This window comes from Rhodococcus sp. NyZ502 (assembly GCF_041464245.1).
Classification (GTDB): domain Bacteria; phylum Actinomycetota; class Actinomycetes; order Mycobacteriales; family Mycobacteriaceae; genus Rhodococcus_F; species Rhodococcus_F qingshengii.
This window is the reverse complement of the sequence record NZ_CP167156.1, coordinates 295721-309472: the sequence shown is the minus strand read 5'-3', so window position 1 is coordinate 309472 and position 13752 is coordinate 295721. Positions and strand designations below refer to the sequence as shown.

Here is a 13752-nt window from a genome sequence, read left to right as displayed (position 1 = left end):
TCGCGACCATTGCCTCGCCATCATCATGCTCCCAATCATACACCCCCCACCCACCAAACCGCAAAACAAACCGAAAACACGAAACATCGAAACCCACACCACCGCAACAACATTCGATGTTAAGAAAAACACCCTCGTGCACAAACCACGAAACCAACCCAACACCAACCGAATACCGAAACCTACTGACACACAACAACATTCAAAAACACTCAAAACGAGCCTCACAACACCCCCCACCCGACCCGGCATCACACCCCCCACACCGCCCAACCCGAACACCCCGCCGGCTCATTTTTCGTCAAAAATCATGGGACCCGACCGGTTCCTAATTGGTAGGTTTGCCAGCATGGGAGCTGCGGAGGAACGACTCATTGAAACACTCGGTGTGCCACTCGAGTCGACCGATTTCGGGTCCGACTGCGATCTCGCGTTGAGCGGATGCCTCCTGGTGCGGCAGCTCGATGACGGCTTAATGATGAAGGCCGCCATCCGTCCGGGATTAGCCGGCGAGACGCGAGAGCAATTCGCGGAGTGGGCGAAATCCCGCTTTCTACGGTTCGCGGAACACGGTCCCGAGCCGGATGGATGGCAGAAGCGAAGCGACGGAGACTGGCAACTGTGGGCGCGCCTGCAACAAATGCCTAGTCTGGACTAACAGGAGGTGTTGTGCGACAAACGGTGTGCGGCTGGATGCCACTCGACCCAAATAGGCCCCTCACCGGATAGTGAGCGCCCCTCTGGACACCCAACTGGGATGCCCCGGCCCGGTTGGTGTCGGCCGTGCCATTTCGATCAGGCGGTCAAACCGATCAACACAACCCAGCATTCACTCTCCCCCGCCCTGGACAAAACGTCGCGTCGCCTCTGTGCACCGGTAGCGTCACGCCTAACTAGGCGTGACAAGCACAGCAACGCAGATCGTCTGCAAAACAAGGCCGGAACCAAAATCCGCCAGCACCACGCACACTCCACAACAACCGCCCAGAGGTGCCATCACCGCAGATAAAACCTAAAAGTGGCCTCGGGCCCTCAGGTATTTCTTGAGCGCCTGAGTACGATCCTGGCATGCCCTCTCTACCCCCGAAATCCAGACGCCGGGTGCCGACCACTCTCAGCCGGTGCCGGTTCCCAATCCTGACCATGCATGGAAGCTTCTGTCTACGACTAATGAGTGGATACGTCACGCAGACGCGAAATCTGGAGTTGTTCTCGCATTTACCGGTGCAACCTCCGTCGCGCTGTTCAACCTCGCCAAGGGCCGATCTGAATGGCCTTGGTACTTGATCCTCGTGGTAGTGCTAGCGGTGGCGTCTATTTTCTTTACGGTATTATTTGTCGTAGCAACCCTTACGCCTCGCGTGTCAGCAGAGACTAGTAAGCCCCACCTAGAAAATTCTGATATATCGGTGAATCCTTTATTCTTCGGTCACATTTCCGCGAATTACAACAACAACGACATACGGTATACGACGGTTCTTTCCACTCTCACATCCAATCCGGAGGAACTAACGAACCACATCGCCAATCAAGTCCACGCAAATTCGAGAATCGCGACAACAAAAATGCGCTATATCAACACGTCGATCTGGTGCGGCCTTGCTTCGGTGGTTTTCGTGGCGGTATTGGCCCTTACATCCGGGATTGGAAACTAACAAAATGGAAGGAAATTACAAGCCTTACGACTACAAGAAGAGCGCCGACCGCCTGGACGAGATTCTCAGTCAGCCTCGCGGCCAGTTCGTCGAAGCTGATTCGCTGCCCGACCGCAGTAGGCTCACTTACACGAACGGGTACTATGCGCACTGCACAGCGTTGTTTGTAGACATTCGTGACTCCTCAAAACTTCCTGATAAGTACACTCGCCCCCGCTTGGCCAAGATATATCGGGCATTTATCTCCGAGATGGTTGCGGTTCTAGGCAGCGATCTTTACGTCCTGGAAGTGAACATAGTCGGAGATTGCGTGTGGGCGGTATACAAAACTCCGAAAACAACAGACATCGATGATGTGTTTACCATTGCCGCACGAGCTAACACTCTAATTAATTTGGTCAACAAAAAGATGGAGAAAAAGGGATATACCGATACTCTACGTATTGGCATTGGAGTGGATTACGGGCGAGTCCTGATGATCAAAGCAGGATACAGCGGCAGCGGGATAAACGATATCGTATACATGGGTGACGTGGTCAACCGTGCAGCACATCTCGCCCACAGCGCCGGTAGGAATACATTCTTCGCCCAGGATCCAATTTGGGTGGGAGAGATATTTGCTCAAAACCTCAATGAGGAGAATAAAAAGCTACTGGAAAGCAAATTCTCCTACGAATTGGGTAACTACCGGACCGGGTATGTAATACTCACCGAGATGAACGAATGGATTGACTCGCTCTGACCTGCAGAAATCGCTGACTGCCGTCGCTTCCGATAGACGAGAACTGCATCAACCCCCAAAACCACGACCGCTTCCGTCCACGGACGCCGTAGACGGCAAATCATGCTCAGGTCACTCGATTCGAGGCCCGACGAAGTCGGACTTCTTCCATGAAGCCTCAAGGATCGGATTTGAGGTATCAGGTAACTCGCGAAGTGCCACACTGAATGACCACGTGCACCGCTCCGGGTCATTCAGGATCTCCAGGAGATTGTCCACTGCGTCCGACGTCGGGAAGCAAACCCATTTCTCCAGGTCTCGTAGCGAAAGCACCAGCGACGGGATCGTCGAGCCAATCCCGTACTCGTTGAGGGTTGAATTTCCCAGGTAGAAGGGCTCGCACGTGACCGCGAGTCCGACAACAGGTCGATCATTGGGAAATTGATCGAAGGGAGGCGTTCGGGCGCTGATGAGTTTCGCGGTGCGATCGAGTTGCTCTCTGGCTTTGGTGAGATACCGCTCGGCGATCGTCGGAAGCGTTGGATCGCCCGCTCGTGCACCGAGTGTCAGTCGTGCGGACTTGCACTCGACGAGGATGATCGCTTGCGGGGTGACCCAGATCCAGTCGACGCTCTTCACCTCGTTCTTGCCTTCTCTATATGTGATTTCCCCGTGAAGGTCGTTCTCGCCGGCTACGAGGCCGAGATGCTTGCCGACGTATGCCTCGGTGCGGGCACCCAGGATACGGGCGAAATCCGTGCCCCAGGCGTCCACGCCTCGGTAGTACAGGTTGGCCGGGTACATGGCGCGTTCGATCAGCATTACCTGCGGGGCCCAGATTCCTCGCTCACCAAGATTGACGAGTGGACGGGCAGCCAGCGGGTTGAATTCCCAACGTTGCAGCGACCGGTCGAGAGCCGGGACCGTAGTTTTCATTTCCTTAGCGGCGACGACGGTCGTGGTGAGTGCGTCCACGACCTTTTCGATCTGTTCACGCGGAGCAACAGTCTCGAAAACCTCCTGCATGTGTGCCAAATCCATTGTCGCCGGGTCGAAAAGGCCATTCTCTATGGTGACCCACACTCCCAGTGCGAACGCAGCACGCACAGCCTCATACAGCGGCATGCCGAACACCTCACTCCAGTCAGGCGCAGGGCCCAAGGCCGGGTCCTCGAACAGAGCGTGAGCACGTGATAACTCTTCAATGCGAGATTCCTGATACGGAAACTGCTCGTACGCCAACGGGGTCAATATCGCGGCTGTCCCGTCGACCTTGTCATAGGTGTTGTTGAAGGCCCCAACGAGCTTTCGCACGGTTCCTTTGTCCACCGGGGCGTGACGGTGATCGTTTCCGTGCAGGATCGAGTCTCGTGCAATCGCCGCGATCGCCCAAGGCGGGTTCCCCCTCGGGTCTGGCCATTCGCTGTCCCTATATGCCTCGGCGGAGTACCTCGCGAGAGCAGGGATCAAATCCGACGGCCGGTACCGTCGAACACTCTCCCGAAACTCGCGGTAGGTCGTAGAAAGCTGAATGGTCTGTTTCACATTCCTATTCAACACTCGCTGCTATCTCCGCCCCAGGGCACGGTGTACGGCGCTTGCGACGAGCAGCGATCAGCTCAGGTTCTCAGGGCCGGCCGCCCAGGACGCAGAACGCGATCACCGCGAGGAGCGCGAGAACGACGGCACCGGCGAGGATCGCAGCCGCGCGGTAGGGCTTCTCGGTGCCGGGCGACTTCGTCATGAAACCGGCGGAAGGGGAAGTGCCCGCAGTGCGGCGCTGTGCGCTGGTCCTGTCGTGACTTCGACTCGGCTCGGCTCCATATTGACCGGCGCAACTTTGCTGTCAGTCTTGGTCGCACACCATTCGGCACGCTTAAAGTGAGCAGATGCGCACACACTTCGCCGACAGCCTCGACGACCTCGCTGCCGGTCTCGCCTCGATGTGCGCTCTCACCGTCACAGCAATTGCCGACGCAACAACAGCCTTGCTGGATGTCGACCTTCCCACCGCCGAACGAGTACTCGACGCGAACACCAACCTCGATAAAGCCGCCGCCGACTGGGAACACCAGGCATTCTCACTCCTCGCCCTACAGGCCCCCGTCGCGCATGACCTGAGATTCACCGTCGGCGGCCTGCACATCGCCGCCAGTCTGCAACGCATGGGCGGACTCGCTACCCATGTAGCGAAGATCGCGCGTCTACGCCACCCGACACCGGCGGTCCCACCCGAAGCACGGCCAGTCATCGAGGACATCGGGAAGACAGCGGTAGCCCGGGCCACCGAAACCCAAGTGGTACTCCGCCACCTCGACCATGGACGCGCCGAAAAGCTGGTCGCAGCCGACACCGTCATGGACGAACTACACCGGCGCCTGTTCACCGTCACCCAAGCCCCACAATGGCCACACGGAGTACAAGCAGCAGTCGACGTCACCCTCCTCGGACGGTTCTACGAACGGTTCTGCGACCACACCGTCGACATCGGACGACGCATCATCTTCCTCGAAACCGGACAACTCCCGCCCGACCCGAAACCCTTCTCTGACAACCACACTCGCAGATCACAGTCACAAATCGACCACCCCGGAAACCATGAACCCCAGCTAAAGGCCCGAGGCTCCTTCCTGGCGGCACATTCACCGAAACCAACCGCGATCAGACGCCGGGCCCGTTGTCGCGTTGTTGAAGTTCTGCGTTGATGCGGCACGCTTCGGCGAGTTGGTCTTCGAGAATGATGATCCGGCACGCAGCCTCGAGTGGAGTGCCGGCGGCGACGAGTTCGTGCGCGCGGGCGGCGATACGCAGTTGGTAGCGCGAGTAGCGGCGGTGCCCACCGGCCGAGCGTTGTGGGGTGAGGAGTTTCGCGGCATCGAGGCTGCGAAGGAACCCTTGCCGCACGCCGAGGAGCTCGGCGGCGTGGCCCATGCTGTAGGCGGGATAGTCTTCGTCGTCGAACTTGCCGGACAGGTCGCCGGCGGGTCGCTCTGCCGAGATGGCGGTCTTCTCTCACTGGAATGGACGGGGCCCCCGGCGCGGGGGTGCGCCGGGGGCCGAGACGGGGTCGATTTCACTCACTGAACCAACAACTGCACTCGTTTGAGCTTCCGAACGCACACACCATGTCCGGTAGCCCGTTTGAAGGGGGCGCCGGGACCTGAACTACACACTCACAACAACTTTCGGTCCCGGCACGTCCCTGCCCTGCGGTACTGCTTGCGGGTAGTTCATCTCTCCCGCACCTCTTGATTTCGTTCCTGTGAGAAAAAAGATACAACACACCAACAGAGAATGTCTACCCCCGCCACTATAGAAATTTTGGCGCTTCTCACGCCGATTCGAGGAGAGGGCATCGCGCCTGCTCGGCCACCATGCCAACGACGGCAACCCCGTCGAACCCATACCTGAAACCGATGTTCCCGATCGCGATCGACGAGCAAAGCGGCGCATCCAACGGCAACATCACACCAGTTCGAAAGTGGAGATGCTTCGCGCAGTCGATCACGGGCCCACGCGCAGGCACGCCATGACAACGCCAGCCACAAAGGCAGGACGAGTATCGAGTCCCGGACTGGAGCGGGCGTCTTCCGCATACTGGAATATTTACGTAACCTGCAGATACACCAACTCGGCATACTGTCGAAGTGGAGTCCCCACCGACTGATGCTGGGCGGGGACTCCACGAGGTGAGACGTCCCCGTGTTGAGCACACAGCACGGGGACCCACTTTCCGCGCCGGGCTCACTACTCAACCCTGCACCTCCACCCTAAAACAGTCCGTCAGGTTTGGTCTACGGGGAAGGCGAACCGTTACCAACCCAACACTTCACTTCCAGCGTGGCGCGATCACGCGGGTAGCGCCGCGCACGACGTGGCCTCCGACACAGCTGGGCGCAATCACCGCCAAAAGCGGAAGCATGACCGCTCATATGGGATCGGAGGTTGGGGCGGTGACCGGCACGATCACCACCACCCACACCCACGCCCGCGAGAAGACTCCCAGCTGCATCACGTACTCGCCATTGCGGCCCGCACAGCAATGACATCCTTCCGCTCCAACCGGCGCAACAGCCGAAGCTACCGGCTAACCCTTGCCCCGCAGGCCCTCCTCAACAACGAACTCCGAAATACTGAACACTCAGAGTCGACGACTCGACACGGCTCCCGCCTGCCGACACTCCAACTCGTCCTGCACGATCTCAAGCCGCATCTCCTCACAGCGACTCAACTCGTCCAGACCCTGCAACCGACAACACTCCGTCACCAGATCCTCATCGCTCATCCCGCGCCTGACATCCTGCACCGTGCACTCCCTCCGATCCGCACTCGTTCGGATCGGTGAATACCCACGAAAAGACATCCCTCACAACCACCACGGGAAAGGGGCTTCCACCACACATGTTTCAGCCCGCCGGCTCCGAGGTAACTACCCCACGCGGCGAGCGATTCGGGTGAGTCGCACACAGGCGCCCACCGGCACGCTGGTCACTCACGGCGGTGGGCGCCGGCCCCCGAATGGTCCCTGCCCCGAGACGACCGCACCCCACCACTTACTGGTGTCACGCTGGTGTCACGAACCGCGCGCGCATCTCTGAGATTCGAGCACCGGCCTCCGATGCCGGCACCGAACCCACCGGAACGGGCGTACGGCACATCAACGACGTGGCGCCTCCGCCTTCGGTGGCACACACACCGCAACGCCCAACAGCTGACCATTGCCACCGCCCGCACACACACCCCCGGCCTGCACGCCCGAGCCCTCGAACCTCTAACCCGAAAACATGAAAAGAGGGGGTTCACCAGCGTTGACGTATGAGCACCAATGCTGGCGACCCCCGCACGCCCCGATGCATTGCCCGCCCAGGGCGCTCCTTTCACAGCGACCCGCCCCCGGCGAATGGACAGGGAAGGCAGGTCCGTGCGGCGTCCCCCAATAATCTTCGGGGTGTTCCCAGTGCCGCACCCCACAGATATCCCACACACGACGAACGCAAACGCGCTCCGCCCAACAATTTCGAAGGACGCGTGTGTTGCTGAAACTGAGGGCCTCACCACGATTACTCCGGGCGGGTATGGAGGTAGTGACGACACCGGATCCGAGAAAACCCTTACCGCACATGCCCGCCGCCACGGCACCTCCTCGGCGAGGGCACACAACAACCGCCGGGTCTATGCGGTGGCTTGTTAATAGCTAGAGTGGTCGGCGCTACGGTCAATCGCTATTGTTGATCAGCACGTACTTCATCAGGTCGGGGCCGAGTGGAGCACCTCAACCGATGCCAGCACATCCATCTTCGGCGCCGCGCCACGTGGCAGGTCCCTCCCCGCATTGCCTTGGCGGAGGTTTCGGTGCTCGGTAAATTCCGGCGCGAAGCAGCCGTACTCGCGGCCTACCTCTCCCAATTCGAGAACACCGACAGCGACTACGCACAACACTCCCCCTACGTCGGCATCACTGGCGAGAGCCGGGCCCGGACGCACGCCGACTACCAGCAGGCCTGCCGATGGATCGCCGCCACCGAGTGCACCGACGGCGACATCGTCGCCCTCACTCGCATGCGCCGCCGCTACGGCTTCCCCACCGAACCCTGACCCTCGAACTCCCGGGCACGGCCTCGAACTCCCGGGCACGGCCACGGACTCCCAACTCGGCCCCAGCCGATATTCAGGACTTTGTTCCGGTGCCTTTCGGAACGAGAGTGCCTCGGTCGGCGTACATCGCCTCGATACGAGCCTTGATCTCGGCAGTACTCATCGAACCGCTGTGCACAGCCGGCGAGTTCGACCTCGAAGTCAGTACGTTCATCGGAAAGGCCCTTCACACATTGATGATTGAAGATTCGTAGCAGTTCGAGCGAACAGCGTCAGACCACGCGCCATGCCGGACGGGAATTATCAACCCCCACAGGCACACACGTGAACCTCGATCAGATCATCGTTGGCAGACACTCGCCGCAGTCGACGAACTATGCCGCGTGCAGAACCCGAGAGGCTGCGTCCTCGATACTCCGATTCGGTGTCATCGTCGCCGACGTGGCATCCGTGCTGCCGACTGTGACGACCTGACGCCACCACGCTTCACGTTCCTCGGATTCGGGCCACACCACCACATCGAGGTCATCGACATCCATGCGAAGTACTCCTTCATGCCATCTGACCGCCAGTTACCCCGCCTACGGTCCTGTAAACGCCTCACGGCTTCGAAGCCGAATCAACCGCCGAGTCCGGCACCAGCGCCGGACTCGGCATGCCGATCTTCGGGCACCATGTGCCCCGGTGCCCGCCGGGAGGAAGTTTCGTGGGTAGCAACGCTCCGCGATGGTCGTAGCGCTGGACATACAACCCCCAACTACTACCGCCGTTAGCGGCCGTCGCCGCGACGATCGCCTCATTGTCCGACTCGAAGAACTCTTCGGTGCCCGATCCATCCGCGAACGTGAACTTGTACCTCTCCATCACACGACCTCGCCGTCAGTCGAAAAAGCTCGTAACCACGATGTTCCCGTAACGACTGTGTTCGAATCTCAAGTCTCACGACGGTTGCTGGGTGAGGAGGAGTTTCGCCGCGTCGCTTGCCGGACGGCTCGCCCGGCAAGTTGCTCTGCAGTGAGATTGCGCGACGTAAAATGATGTTGACAGCTCGATCGTTCCTCGGACCCACGTAGTCGAAAGACTCGCTGCGGACTGTCTGACTCTTTCGAGGAGGCGCACATGAAACGCGAGCAGGTACCGGTCTCCGTCTACCGGCTGACATCGGAACAGCTCGTAGCGGAGCACCACAGGCTCTGCGACCACGCCGAGCAACTGAGCCCGAACCAGCGTGCGCGGCTCTATTTCCTGAACGAGGAGTTGAAGGCCCGGGGCCTGCCAGCCGGAATGACGGCGTCGACGGCGCAAGCCCGCGACAATGCGTGGGACGGTGAAGTCTGAGAGCTGTTCAGATCGGGCAAAGGGCCCCCGGCCGGTATGTTTTCATCACTTCATCCTCAGCGGATCCTGGTGACTGAGCGCCCCGGCCTGCGGACCGCGCAATCCTCGTCGGATAGCCGATTCCTTGTCCAAGTAGAGGAACCAATGGAGCGGAACGACGTTGGACACGAAGCGACTGCCCTCGGTTTCTAAGATGACGACGGGGGCAGCTTTCGGTGTTCCGACGGTTGTATCAGCTGATCCCGATACCTCCGCCGAACGTGACGGACAGCCATTTGACGAAGGCTGCGAAGGCCACGTTGAAGTCGATTCCAGCCGAACCCATGATCCTCACCTCGCACGCATGTTGGAGTTTGCTCCCCCCGCACTTGGTTCATCGGTTCGGGCCGGCCCCGTGTTAGCGGCTCGAAGTACTCACCACTGCAACGATGCCCGCGCACCTGGCACGCTAGGCGGGTATGTCACCGAGACGGTGATGATTGGGTGGGGAGCGACGTTTGCATTCGGTGCCGGCGGGATATCTTTGGGGTGCGGCAGTAGAAACCCCGCGAAAGAATGCGGGGAGCCGCACCGACGACCTGCCCTCCGGCTGACCACTCGCCGGGGGTGGGTCACCTCCGAGAAAGCGCTCTGCACGGGCAGTGCATCACCAGGGCGCGCAGGGTTCACCGGCGTCGGCGCTCACACCTCGGCGCCGGTGAACCTCACCGAATATCTTGTGCGGTAACCATGAGGTCGGACGGCCGGGCATTGCAGCGAGCTTTCGCCGCAGTCGCGGCCGGGACTGGAGCCGTGGGCATCGACAGGTCAGTGATCGCGAAGCTGTGAGAGCTACTGCGAGAAAGCTTTTCGCAGTGAACGCAGCGAGTAAAGAGTTCGCCGACCGCGAGGCACGGTCCAGAAGTGGCCCATCAGGGCGGGGTTAGGTGTCCGACCTGATGGGCCGTGCGCGCGGTGTCTGGGGAGACAGGCGCGCAGTACAGGGTGGCCCACCGGATGTCGGCCTGCGCAGGACCGGTGTTCGGTGGGCCGAGCGCAACGCCACGTCGGGATGACGCTGCGTTAGCCGATTATAGCGAATGCGTTGTCTCCGTTCGACTCCCGACAACCCGTGTGGGCCGATCCCAAAGTTCCATGCCGGCCGGCGTGCATCGGCGGCTGCATTTGAGGGGTGATGATGTCTGTACGAACCACTCACGGCAATCGGGACGAACCTCACCGTCCTCTGCGGCCGCCGCCCCGTACCGTCGAGGAATAGGCGTGCGGGAGCAGTCGCCGACGTCTACCGGCCTCGTCGGTCCCCTGCCTTTGTGTGGTCGTCGAGGCCGCCCACCCGCCGGCAACCGGAGCCCTGGCGAAGCGAGGGGAAGTATGGGCGGGAATCGGCAGCCCAAATTTTTCGCATCTGTAACGTCGAATATCTGTGACTCAGTGTGATGGAGCGGTATACATATCTCGTACGCCCGGCTAACTACACGGAGAACGGTGATCATGTTCCGCACCCCTCGTCGAGTTCGTGATGTCTCCCTCACCGTCACCTCCACTACGGTGTGCTGCCGTTCGCGGGTCGGTTTCCTCATCGCGGCAACGGTCCGATGAGCAGCCCTCGCCGCATCGGCGACCTCACCGAGCAGCACTACACCGCCGTGGTCAATCATCAATCCGCCCCGACGCGACTCGCCCGGGCAGCCCCGCATCCGGACGTCGTCGCCGCTGCGGAATTCCTCCTCGCAGAACCGGACGCCTACCTCTACCGGCGCCGCTACCTCGAACTGATCACCCACACCCCCGGCCCCGACGGCACCACCATCACCGACTACACCGCCGCCGAAAAATATCTCCTCACCACCGCCGCCAGACGCAGAAAAGCGCTCCTACGCCCGACCGCCCTCTACGCAGTTCAGACAACGGTCCCCGAGGGGGATGTTCGGCGGCCGATCTCGGGCGCTACAACAGATTGACCAAATGCACGACGGAGAGCGGAACCGCTGGGATCAGCAACCCCGCACCGACCGACGCTGCGCGGGCACCTACCTCGCGTAGCGGGAGCAGGTGAAAAACCAGCAGCCCGACCCCGCCGAGCACAGAACCAGCGACCAGGACCGCGACCGGGGAGACGAACCAGATCACACCCAATGCCCCGACCGCGGCAACGGTCATCCATCGCCACCGCAGATTGCCGGACTCGATACCGGGACCTAGGAGCATCGCGTTCCTTCCTCGCCGAGACCGAGAACCTGGGAATGGAAGCCAATCGGTCCGGTATCGCCCGCTGCCTTCACACACGTTGTCCGTCACCGACTGATCGAGACCCTGCCGTGGGCCGGGGTATGAGGGTGGGTGACACGGATACCCGAAATGCGCCGGCCGTCCAGTGCGCTGACGGTGAGCCGGTGCCCATCGAAGACGACGGTGTCACCGAGTTGGGGAAGACGTTGGAGTCGGTGCAGCAGAAAACCCGCCACCGTGTCGTACGGACCTGCGGGCAGCGCTATCCCGGTGCGGGATTCGAAATCATCCGCGAGAAGCAAGCCGTCGACCCGTTGACGCTTCGGGATCGGTGACACGTCAGGGACGGCGGGATCGTCGTACTCGTCCCTGATTTCGCCGACAATCTCCTCGACGATGTCTTCGAGGGTGACGATCCCCGCCGTACCCCCGTACTCGTCGACGACGATCGCGATCTGAAGATTCTCTCGTCGCATGTCCGTCAACGCGGCCAACGCGGGTTTGCAGCCCGGAAGATGAAGTACGGGCCGGGACACGTCGGCAACAGTGTTCACGGTGCGCTCGTCGGCGAGGAGCAGATCGCGAAGATGAACGAACCCCGATATGTCGTCATGGGAAGACTTGGTGACCGGGTAGCGGCTGTGCCCCCACTGCAATGCCTGTTCGCGCGCCAGAGACAGCGCGGTGTCGGCGGAAAGGAAATCGACATCGGTACGCGGTCGCATCACCTCGGCCAGAGATCGATGTCCGGCATCGAAAACCTCAGACAGGATCCGGCGCTCGTCCTCGGCGATGGCTTTGTGGCCGATGAGCAGATCCCGCAGCTCCTCGTGAGTGATGTCCTCCCCCTTGGCTTTCGGGTCGCCGCCCACCAAGCGCACCAACAGGTCGGTCGAGACGGACAGCACCCAGATCACCGGCCGCATCGCTGTCGCGAACCAGTCCACCACCGGGGCCGTCAGCAACGAAACGCCGGTGGCACGTTGCAGCGCAATACGTTTGGGTACGAGCTCCCCCAGGATCAACGACAGATACGAGATCACCAGAGTGGTGCCGACCAAAGCCGTAATCGATGCCGCCGCAGCCGGGAGCCCCCACGACACGAGAGCGGGAGAAACAGCCGGTGCGATAGTGGAGGCGCCGTACGCGGCGGAAAAGAAACCGGCGACCGTCACCCCGATCTGCACAGCAGAGAGAAACCGGTTCGGATTACGCGCCAACGCGGCAGTGCGCGCACCACGTCCGCCGCGCTGCTCCAACCGTCGAATCTGCCCTTCGCGCAACGACACCAGAGCGATCTCGGTGGCGGCGAACACACCACCCATAAGAACGAAGACCAGCACCAACGCGCCGTTGACGACAATCTCGTTCATCGCAGCCGCCTACATCGAGGCGGCCCGGGTTTGTCGCTGGTGTCCATGTCCCTTCCTCCTCGGAGGAGTCGACGAAAGGTCGAGTGGAGATGATCTCAGTTTAGCAAAACTGCATAAAACGGACATTTCGGTTGGTGTCGTCACTGCGTCCGCGTTTGCGGTGTCGCAGGGTCAATGGGGTGCTCACGTGCTGGTCGGGGTGACGCTGCGGCGACGTCGTCGTGGTGTGCAGGTACGGGGCGGGGACTCGGTATCTCTATCCTTGGCCTGGTGACGAACTCTGCCCAGTCTTGCGCGGTGCAGATTCGCGGTGCCGGCGTCGGCGCGACGACGGCGACGACAGCGATTCTCGCGCACGGCTGCGCGGGTGGACATTGGCCGGGATCCGCAGAATGGGTGCTGTTGTTGGCTGTGTGCTGCAGCCTGGGGGTGATCGCGGTGTCGGCGAACATCTTCTCCCGACGCGTGGGTCTGTTGATGGCAGTGAGCGGGGGCCAGCTCGCCGGGCATGCCGTGTTGTCGCTGTCTCCCCTCGAACACCATCATTCGATGACCTCGGTGCCGATGATGGTCCTACACGCAACAGCTGTCGCCGTGTGTTGCATGGTGATTCCGTTAGCGGAGCGGGCAGTTCGCGGGAGCGTGTCCTGGGTGCTGCGTGCGGCAACGATCTTGGTGCGTCCGCCGTTACCGATGTCTGTTACCCGTGTTCGGGTGCCGGGCGCGGCGGCATCGCTGCCGTGGACTGCCTGGGTGGGCGAGGGGTCGCTCAATCGACGAGGGCCGCCTCGGGTTCTCGCTTGTGCGAGTTAGACCCCGACCCGAATATCGATATCGAAGA

The 13752-nt window shown here is 61.0% G+C and carries 15 protein-coding genes and 1 pseudogene; 8 read left to right on the top strand and 8 right to left on the bottom strand.

Annotated features, from left to right (window positions below; genetic code table 11):
- From ACBG85_RS30570 to ACBG85_RS30560, 3 genes and pseudogenes are all read left to right on the top strand, one after another.
- A pseudogene (locus ACBG85_RS30570) lies at positions 1–658 on the top strand (hypothetical protein); the annotation flags it as partial.
- 463 nt (positions 659–1121) lie between these two features.
- Positions 1122–1655: a Pycsar system effector family protein gene (locus ACBG85_RS30565; protein WP_350318889.1), complete on the top strand. Its 534-nt coding sequence runs from the start codon at positions 1122–1124 to the stop codon at positions 1653–1655.
- Between the two features lie 4 nt (positions 1656–1659).
- Positions 1660–2397 (top strand): adenylate/guanylate cyclase domain-containing protein, encoded by a 738-nt coding sequence (locus ACBG85_RS30560; RefSeq protein WP_285183329.1) that lies wholly within the window; start codon positions 1660–1662, stop codon positions 2395–2397.
- Between the two features lie 111 nt (positions 2398–2508).
- Here the strand turns inward: ACBG85_RS30560 and ACBG85_RS30555 are convergent, their stop codons facing one another.
- Positions 2509–3690, bottom strand: a complete 1182-nt coding sequence (locus tag ACBG85_RS30555) for a hypothetical protein (protein WP_285183330.1) — start codon at positions 3688–3690, stop codon at positions 2509–2511.
- Between the two features lie 575 nt (positions 3691–4265).
- Here ACBG85_RS30555 and phoU point away from each other — a divergent pair.
- Complete coding sequence (gene phoU, locus ACBG85_RS30550; RefSeq protein WP_285183331.1) at positions 4266–5081, top strand: phosphate signaling complex protein PhoU; 816 nt, start codon at positions 4266–4268, stop codon at positions 5079–5081.
- On the opposite strand, the gene ACBG85_RS30545 is transcribed toward phoU, so the two are convergent.
- Complete coding sequence (locus ACBG85_RS30545; protein WP_372027973.1) at positions 5038–5376, bottom strand: MerR family transcriptional regulator; 339 nt, start codon at positions 5374–5376, stop codon at positions 5038–5040. The genes phoU and ACBG85_RS30545 overlap by 44 nt on opposite strands.
- 2352 nt (positions 5377–7728) lie before the next feature.
- Here ACBG85_RS30545 and ACBG85_RS30540 point away from each other — a divergent pair.
- Positions 7729–7971 carry a hypothetical protein gene (locus tag ACBG85_RS30540; protein ID WP_285183334.1) on the top strand — a complete coding sequence of 81 codons (243 nt, stop codon included), beginning with the start codon at positions 7729–7731 and terminating at the stop codon, positions 7969–7971.
- A gap of 73 nt (positions 7972–8044) precedes the next feature.
- On the opposite strand, the gene ACBG85_RS30535 is transcribed toward ACBG85_RS30540, so the two are convergent.
- From ACBG85_RS30535 to ACBG85_RS30525, 3 genes are all read right to left on the bottom strand, one after another.
- Entirely contained in the window at positions 8045–8185 is a 141-nt protein-coding gene (locus ACBG85_RS30535) for a hypothetical protein (RefSeq protein ID WP_372027971.1), read from the bottom strand.
- Positions 8186–8345: 160 nt separating this feature from the next.
- Entirely contained in the window at positions 8346–8510 is a 165-nt protein-coding gene (locus ACBG85_RS30530; protein WP_285183335.1) for a hypothetical protein, read from the bottom strand.
- Between the two features lie 61 nt (positions 8511–8571).
- Positions 8572–8835 (bottom strand): hypothetical protein, encoded by a 264-nt coding sequence (locus tag ACBG85_RS30525; protein WP_285183336.1) that lies wholly within the window; start codon positions 8833–8835, stop codon positions 8572–8574.
- A gap of 255 nt (positions 8836–9090) precedes the next feature.
- On the opposite strand from ACBG85_RS30525, the gene ACBG85_RS30520 reads away from it, so the two are divergent.
- Positions 9091–9309 carry a hypothetical protein gene (locus ACBG85_RS30520; RefSeq protein ID WP_285183337.1) on the top strand — a complete coding sequence of 73 codons (219 nt, stop codon included), beginning with the start codon at positions 9091–9093 and terminating at the stop codon, positions 9307–9309.
- Between the two features lie 45 nt (positions 9310–9354).
- On the opposite strand, the gene ACBG85_RS30515 is transcribed toward ACBG85_RS30520, so the two are convergent.
- Complete coding sequence (locus ACBG85_RS30515) at positions 9355–9477, bottom strand: hypothetical protein (RefSeq protein ID WP_372027970.1); 123 nt, start codon at positions 9475–9477, stop codon at positions 9355–9357.
- A 1427-nt stretch (positions 9478–10904) separates the two neighbouring features.
- On the opposite strand from ACBG85_RS30515, the gene ACBG85_RS30510 reads away from it, so the two are divergent.
- Positions 10905–11270: a hypothetical protein gene (locus tag ACBG85_RS30510; protein ID WP_285183338.1), complete on the top strand. Its 366-nt coding sequence runs from the start codon at positions 10905–10907 to the stop codon at positions 11268–11270.
- Here ACBG85_RS30510 and ACBG85_RS30505 read toward each other — a convergent pair.
- Both ACBG85_RS30505 and ACBG85_RS30500 read right to left on the bottom strand, forming a co-directional pair.
- The gene (locus ACBG85_RS30505; RefSeq protein WP_285183339.1) at positions 11257–11517 is read right to left on the bottom strand and encodes a hypothetical protein; all 261 of its coding nucleotides are present in this window, start codon (positions 11515–11517) and stop codon (positions 11257–11259) included. The genes ACBG85_RS30510 and ACBG85_RS30505 overlap by 14 nt on opposite strands.
- Positions 11518–11603: 86 nt before the next feature.
- Positions 11604–12911: a hemolysin family protein gene (locus tag ACBG85_RS30500; RefSeq protein WP_285183340.1), complete on the bottom strand. Its 1308-nt coding sequence runs from the start codon at positions 12909–12911 to the stop codon at positions 11604–11606.
- A gap of 270 nt (positions 12912–13181) precedes the next feature.
- Here ACBG85_RS30500 and ACBG85_RS30495 point away from each other — a divergent pair, with 270 nt between their 5' ends.
- A complete protein-coding gene (locus tag ACBG85_RS30495) occupies positions 13182–13724 on the top strand; it encodes a hypothetical protein (protein ID WP_372027969.1) in 543 nt (180 codons plus the stop codon).
- The last annotated feature ends 28 nt before the right edge of the window (positions 13725–13752 follow it).

Coding starts and splice junctions, on each gene's coding strand:
- ACBG85_RS30560 (WP_285183329.1), top strand. CDS start 1,660: ATGGAAGGAAATTACAAGCCTTACGACTACAAGAAGAGCGCCGACCGC.
- phoU (WP_285183331.1), top strand. CDS start 4,266: ATGCGCACACACTTCGCCGACAGCCTCGACGACCTCGCTGCCGGTCTC.
- ACBG85_RS30535 (WP_372027971.1), bottom strand. CDS start 8,185: ATGAACGTACTGACTTCGAGGTCGAACTCGCCGGCTGTGCACAGCGGT.
- ACBG85_RS30530 (WP_285183335.1), bottom strand. CDS start 8,510: ATGGATGTCGATGACCTCGATGTGGTGGTGTGGCCCGAATCCGAGGAA.
- ACBG85_RS30525 (WP_285183336.1), bottom strand. CDS start 8,835: ATGGAGAGGTACAAGTTCACGTTCGCGGATGGATCGGGCACCGAAGAG.
- ACBG85_RS30520 (WP_285183337.1), top strand. CDS start 9,091: ATGAAACGCGAGCAGGTACCGGTCTCCGTCTACCGGCTGACATCGGAA.
- ACBG85_RS30510 (WP_285183338.1), top strand. CDS start 10,905: ATGAGCAGCCCTCGCCGCATCGGCGACCTCACCGAGCAGCACTACACC.
- ACBG85_RS30505 (WP_285183339.1), bottom strand. CDS start 11,517: ATGCTCCTAGGTCCCGGTATCGAGTCCGGCAATCTGCGGTGGCGATGG.
- ACBG85_RS30500 (WP_285183340.1), bottom strand. CDS start 12,911: ATGAACGAGATTGTCGTCAACGGCGCGTTGGTGCTGGTCTTCGTTCTT.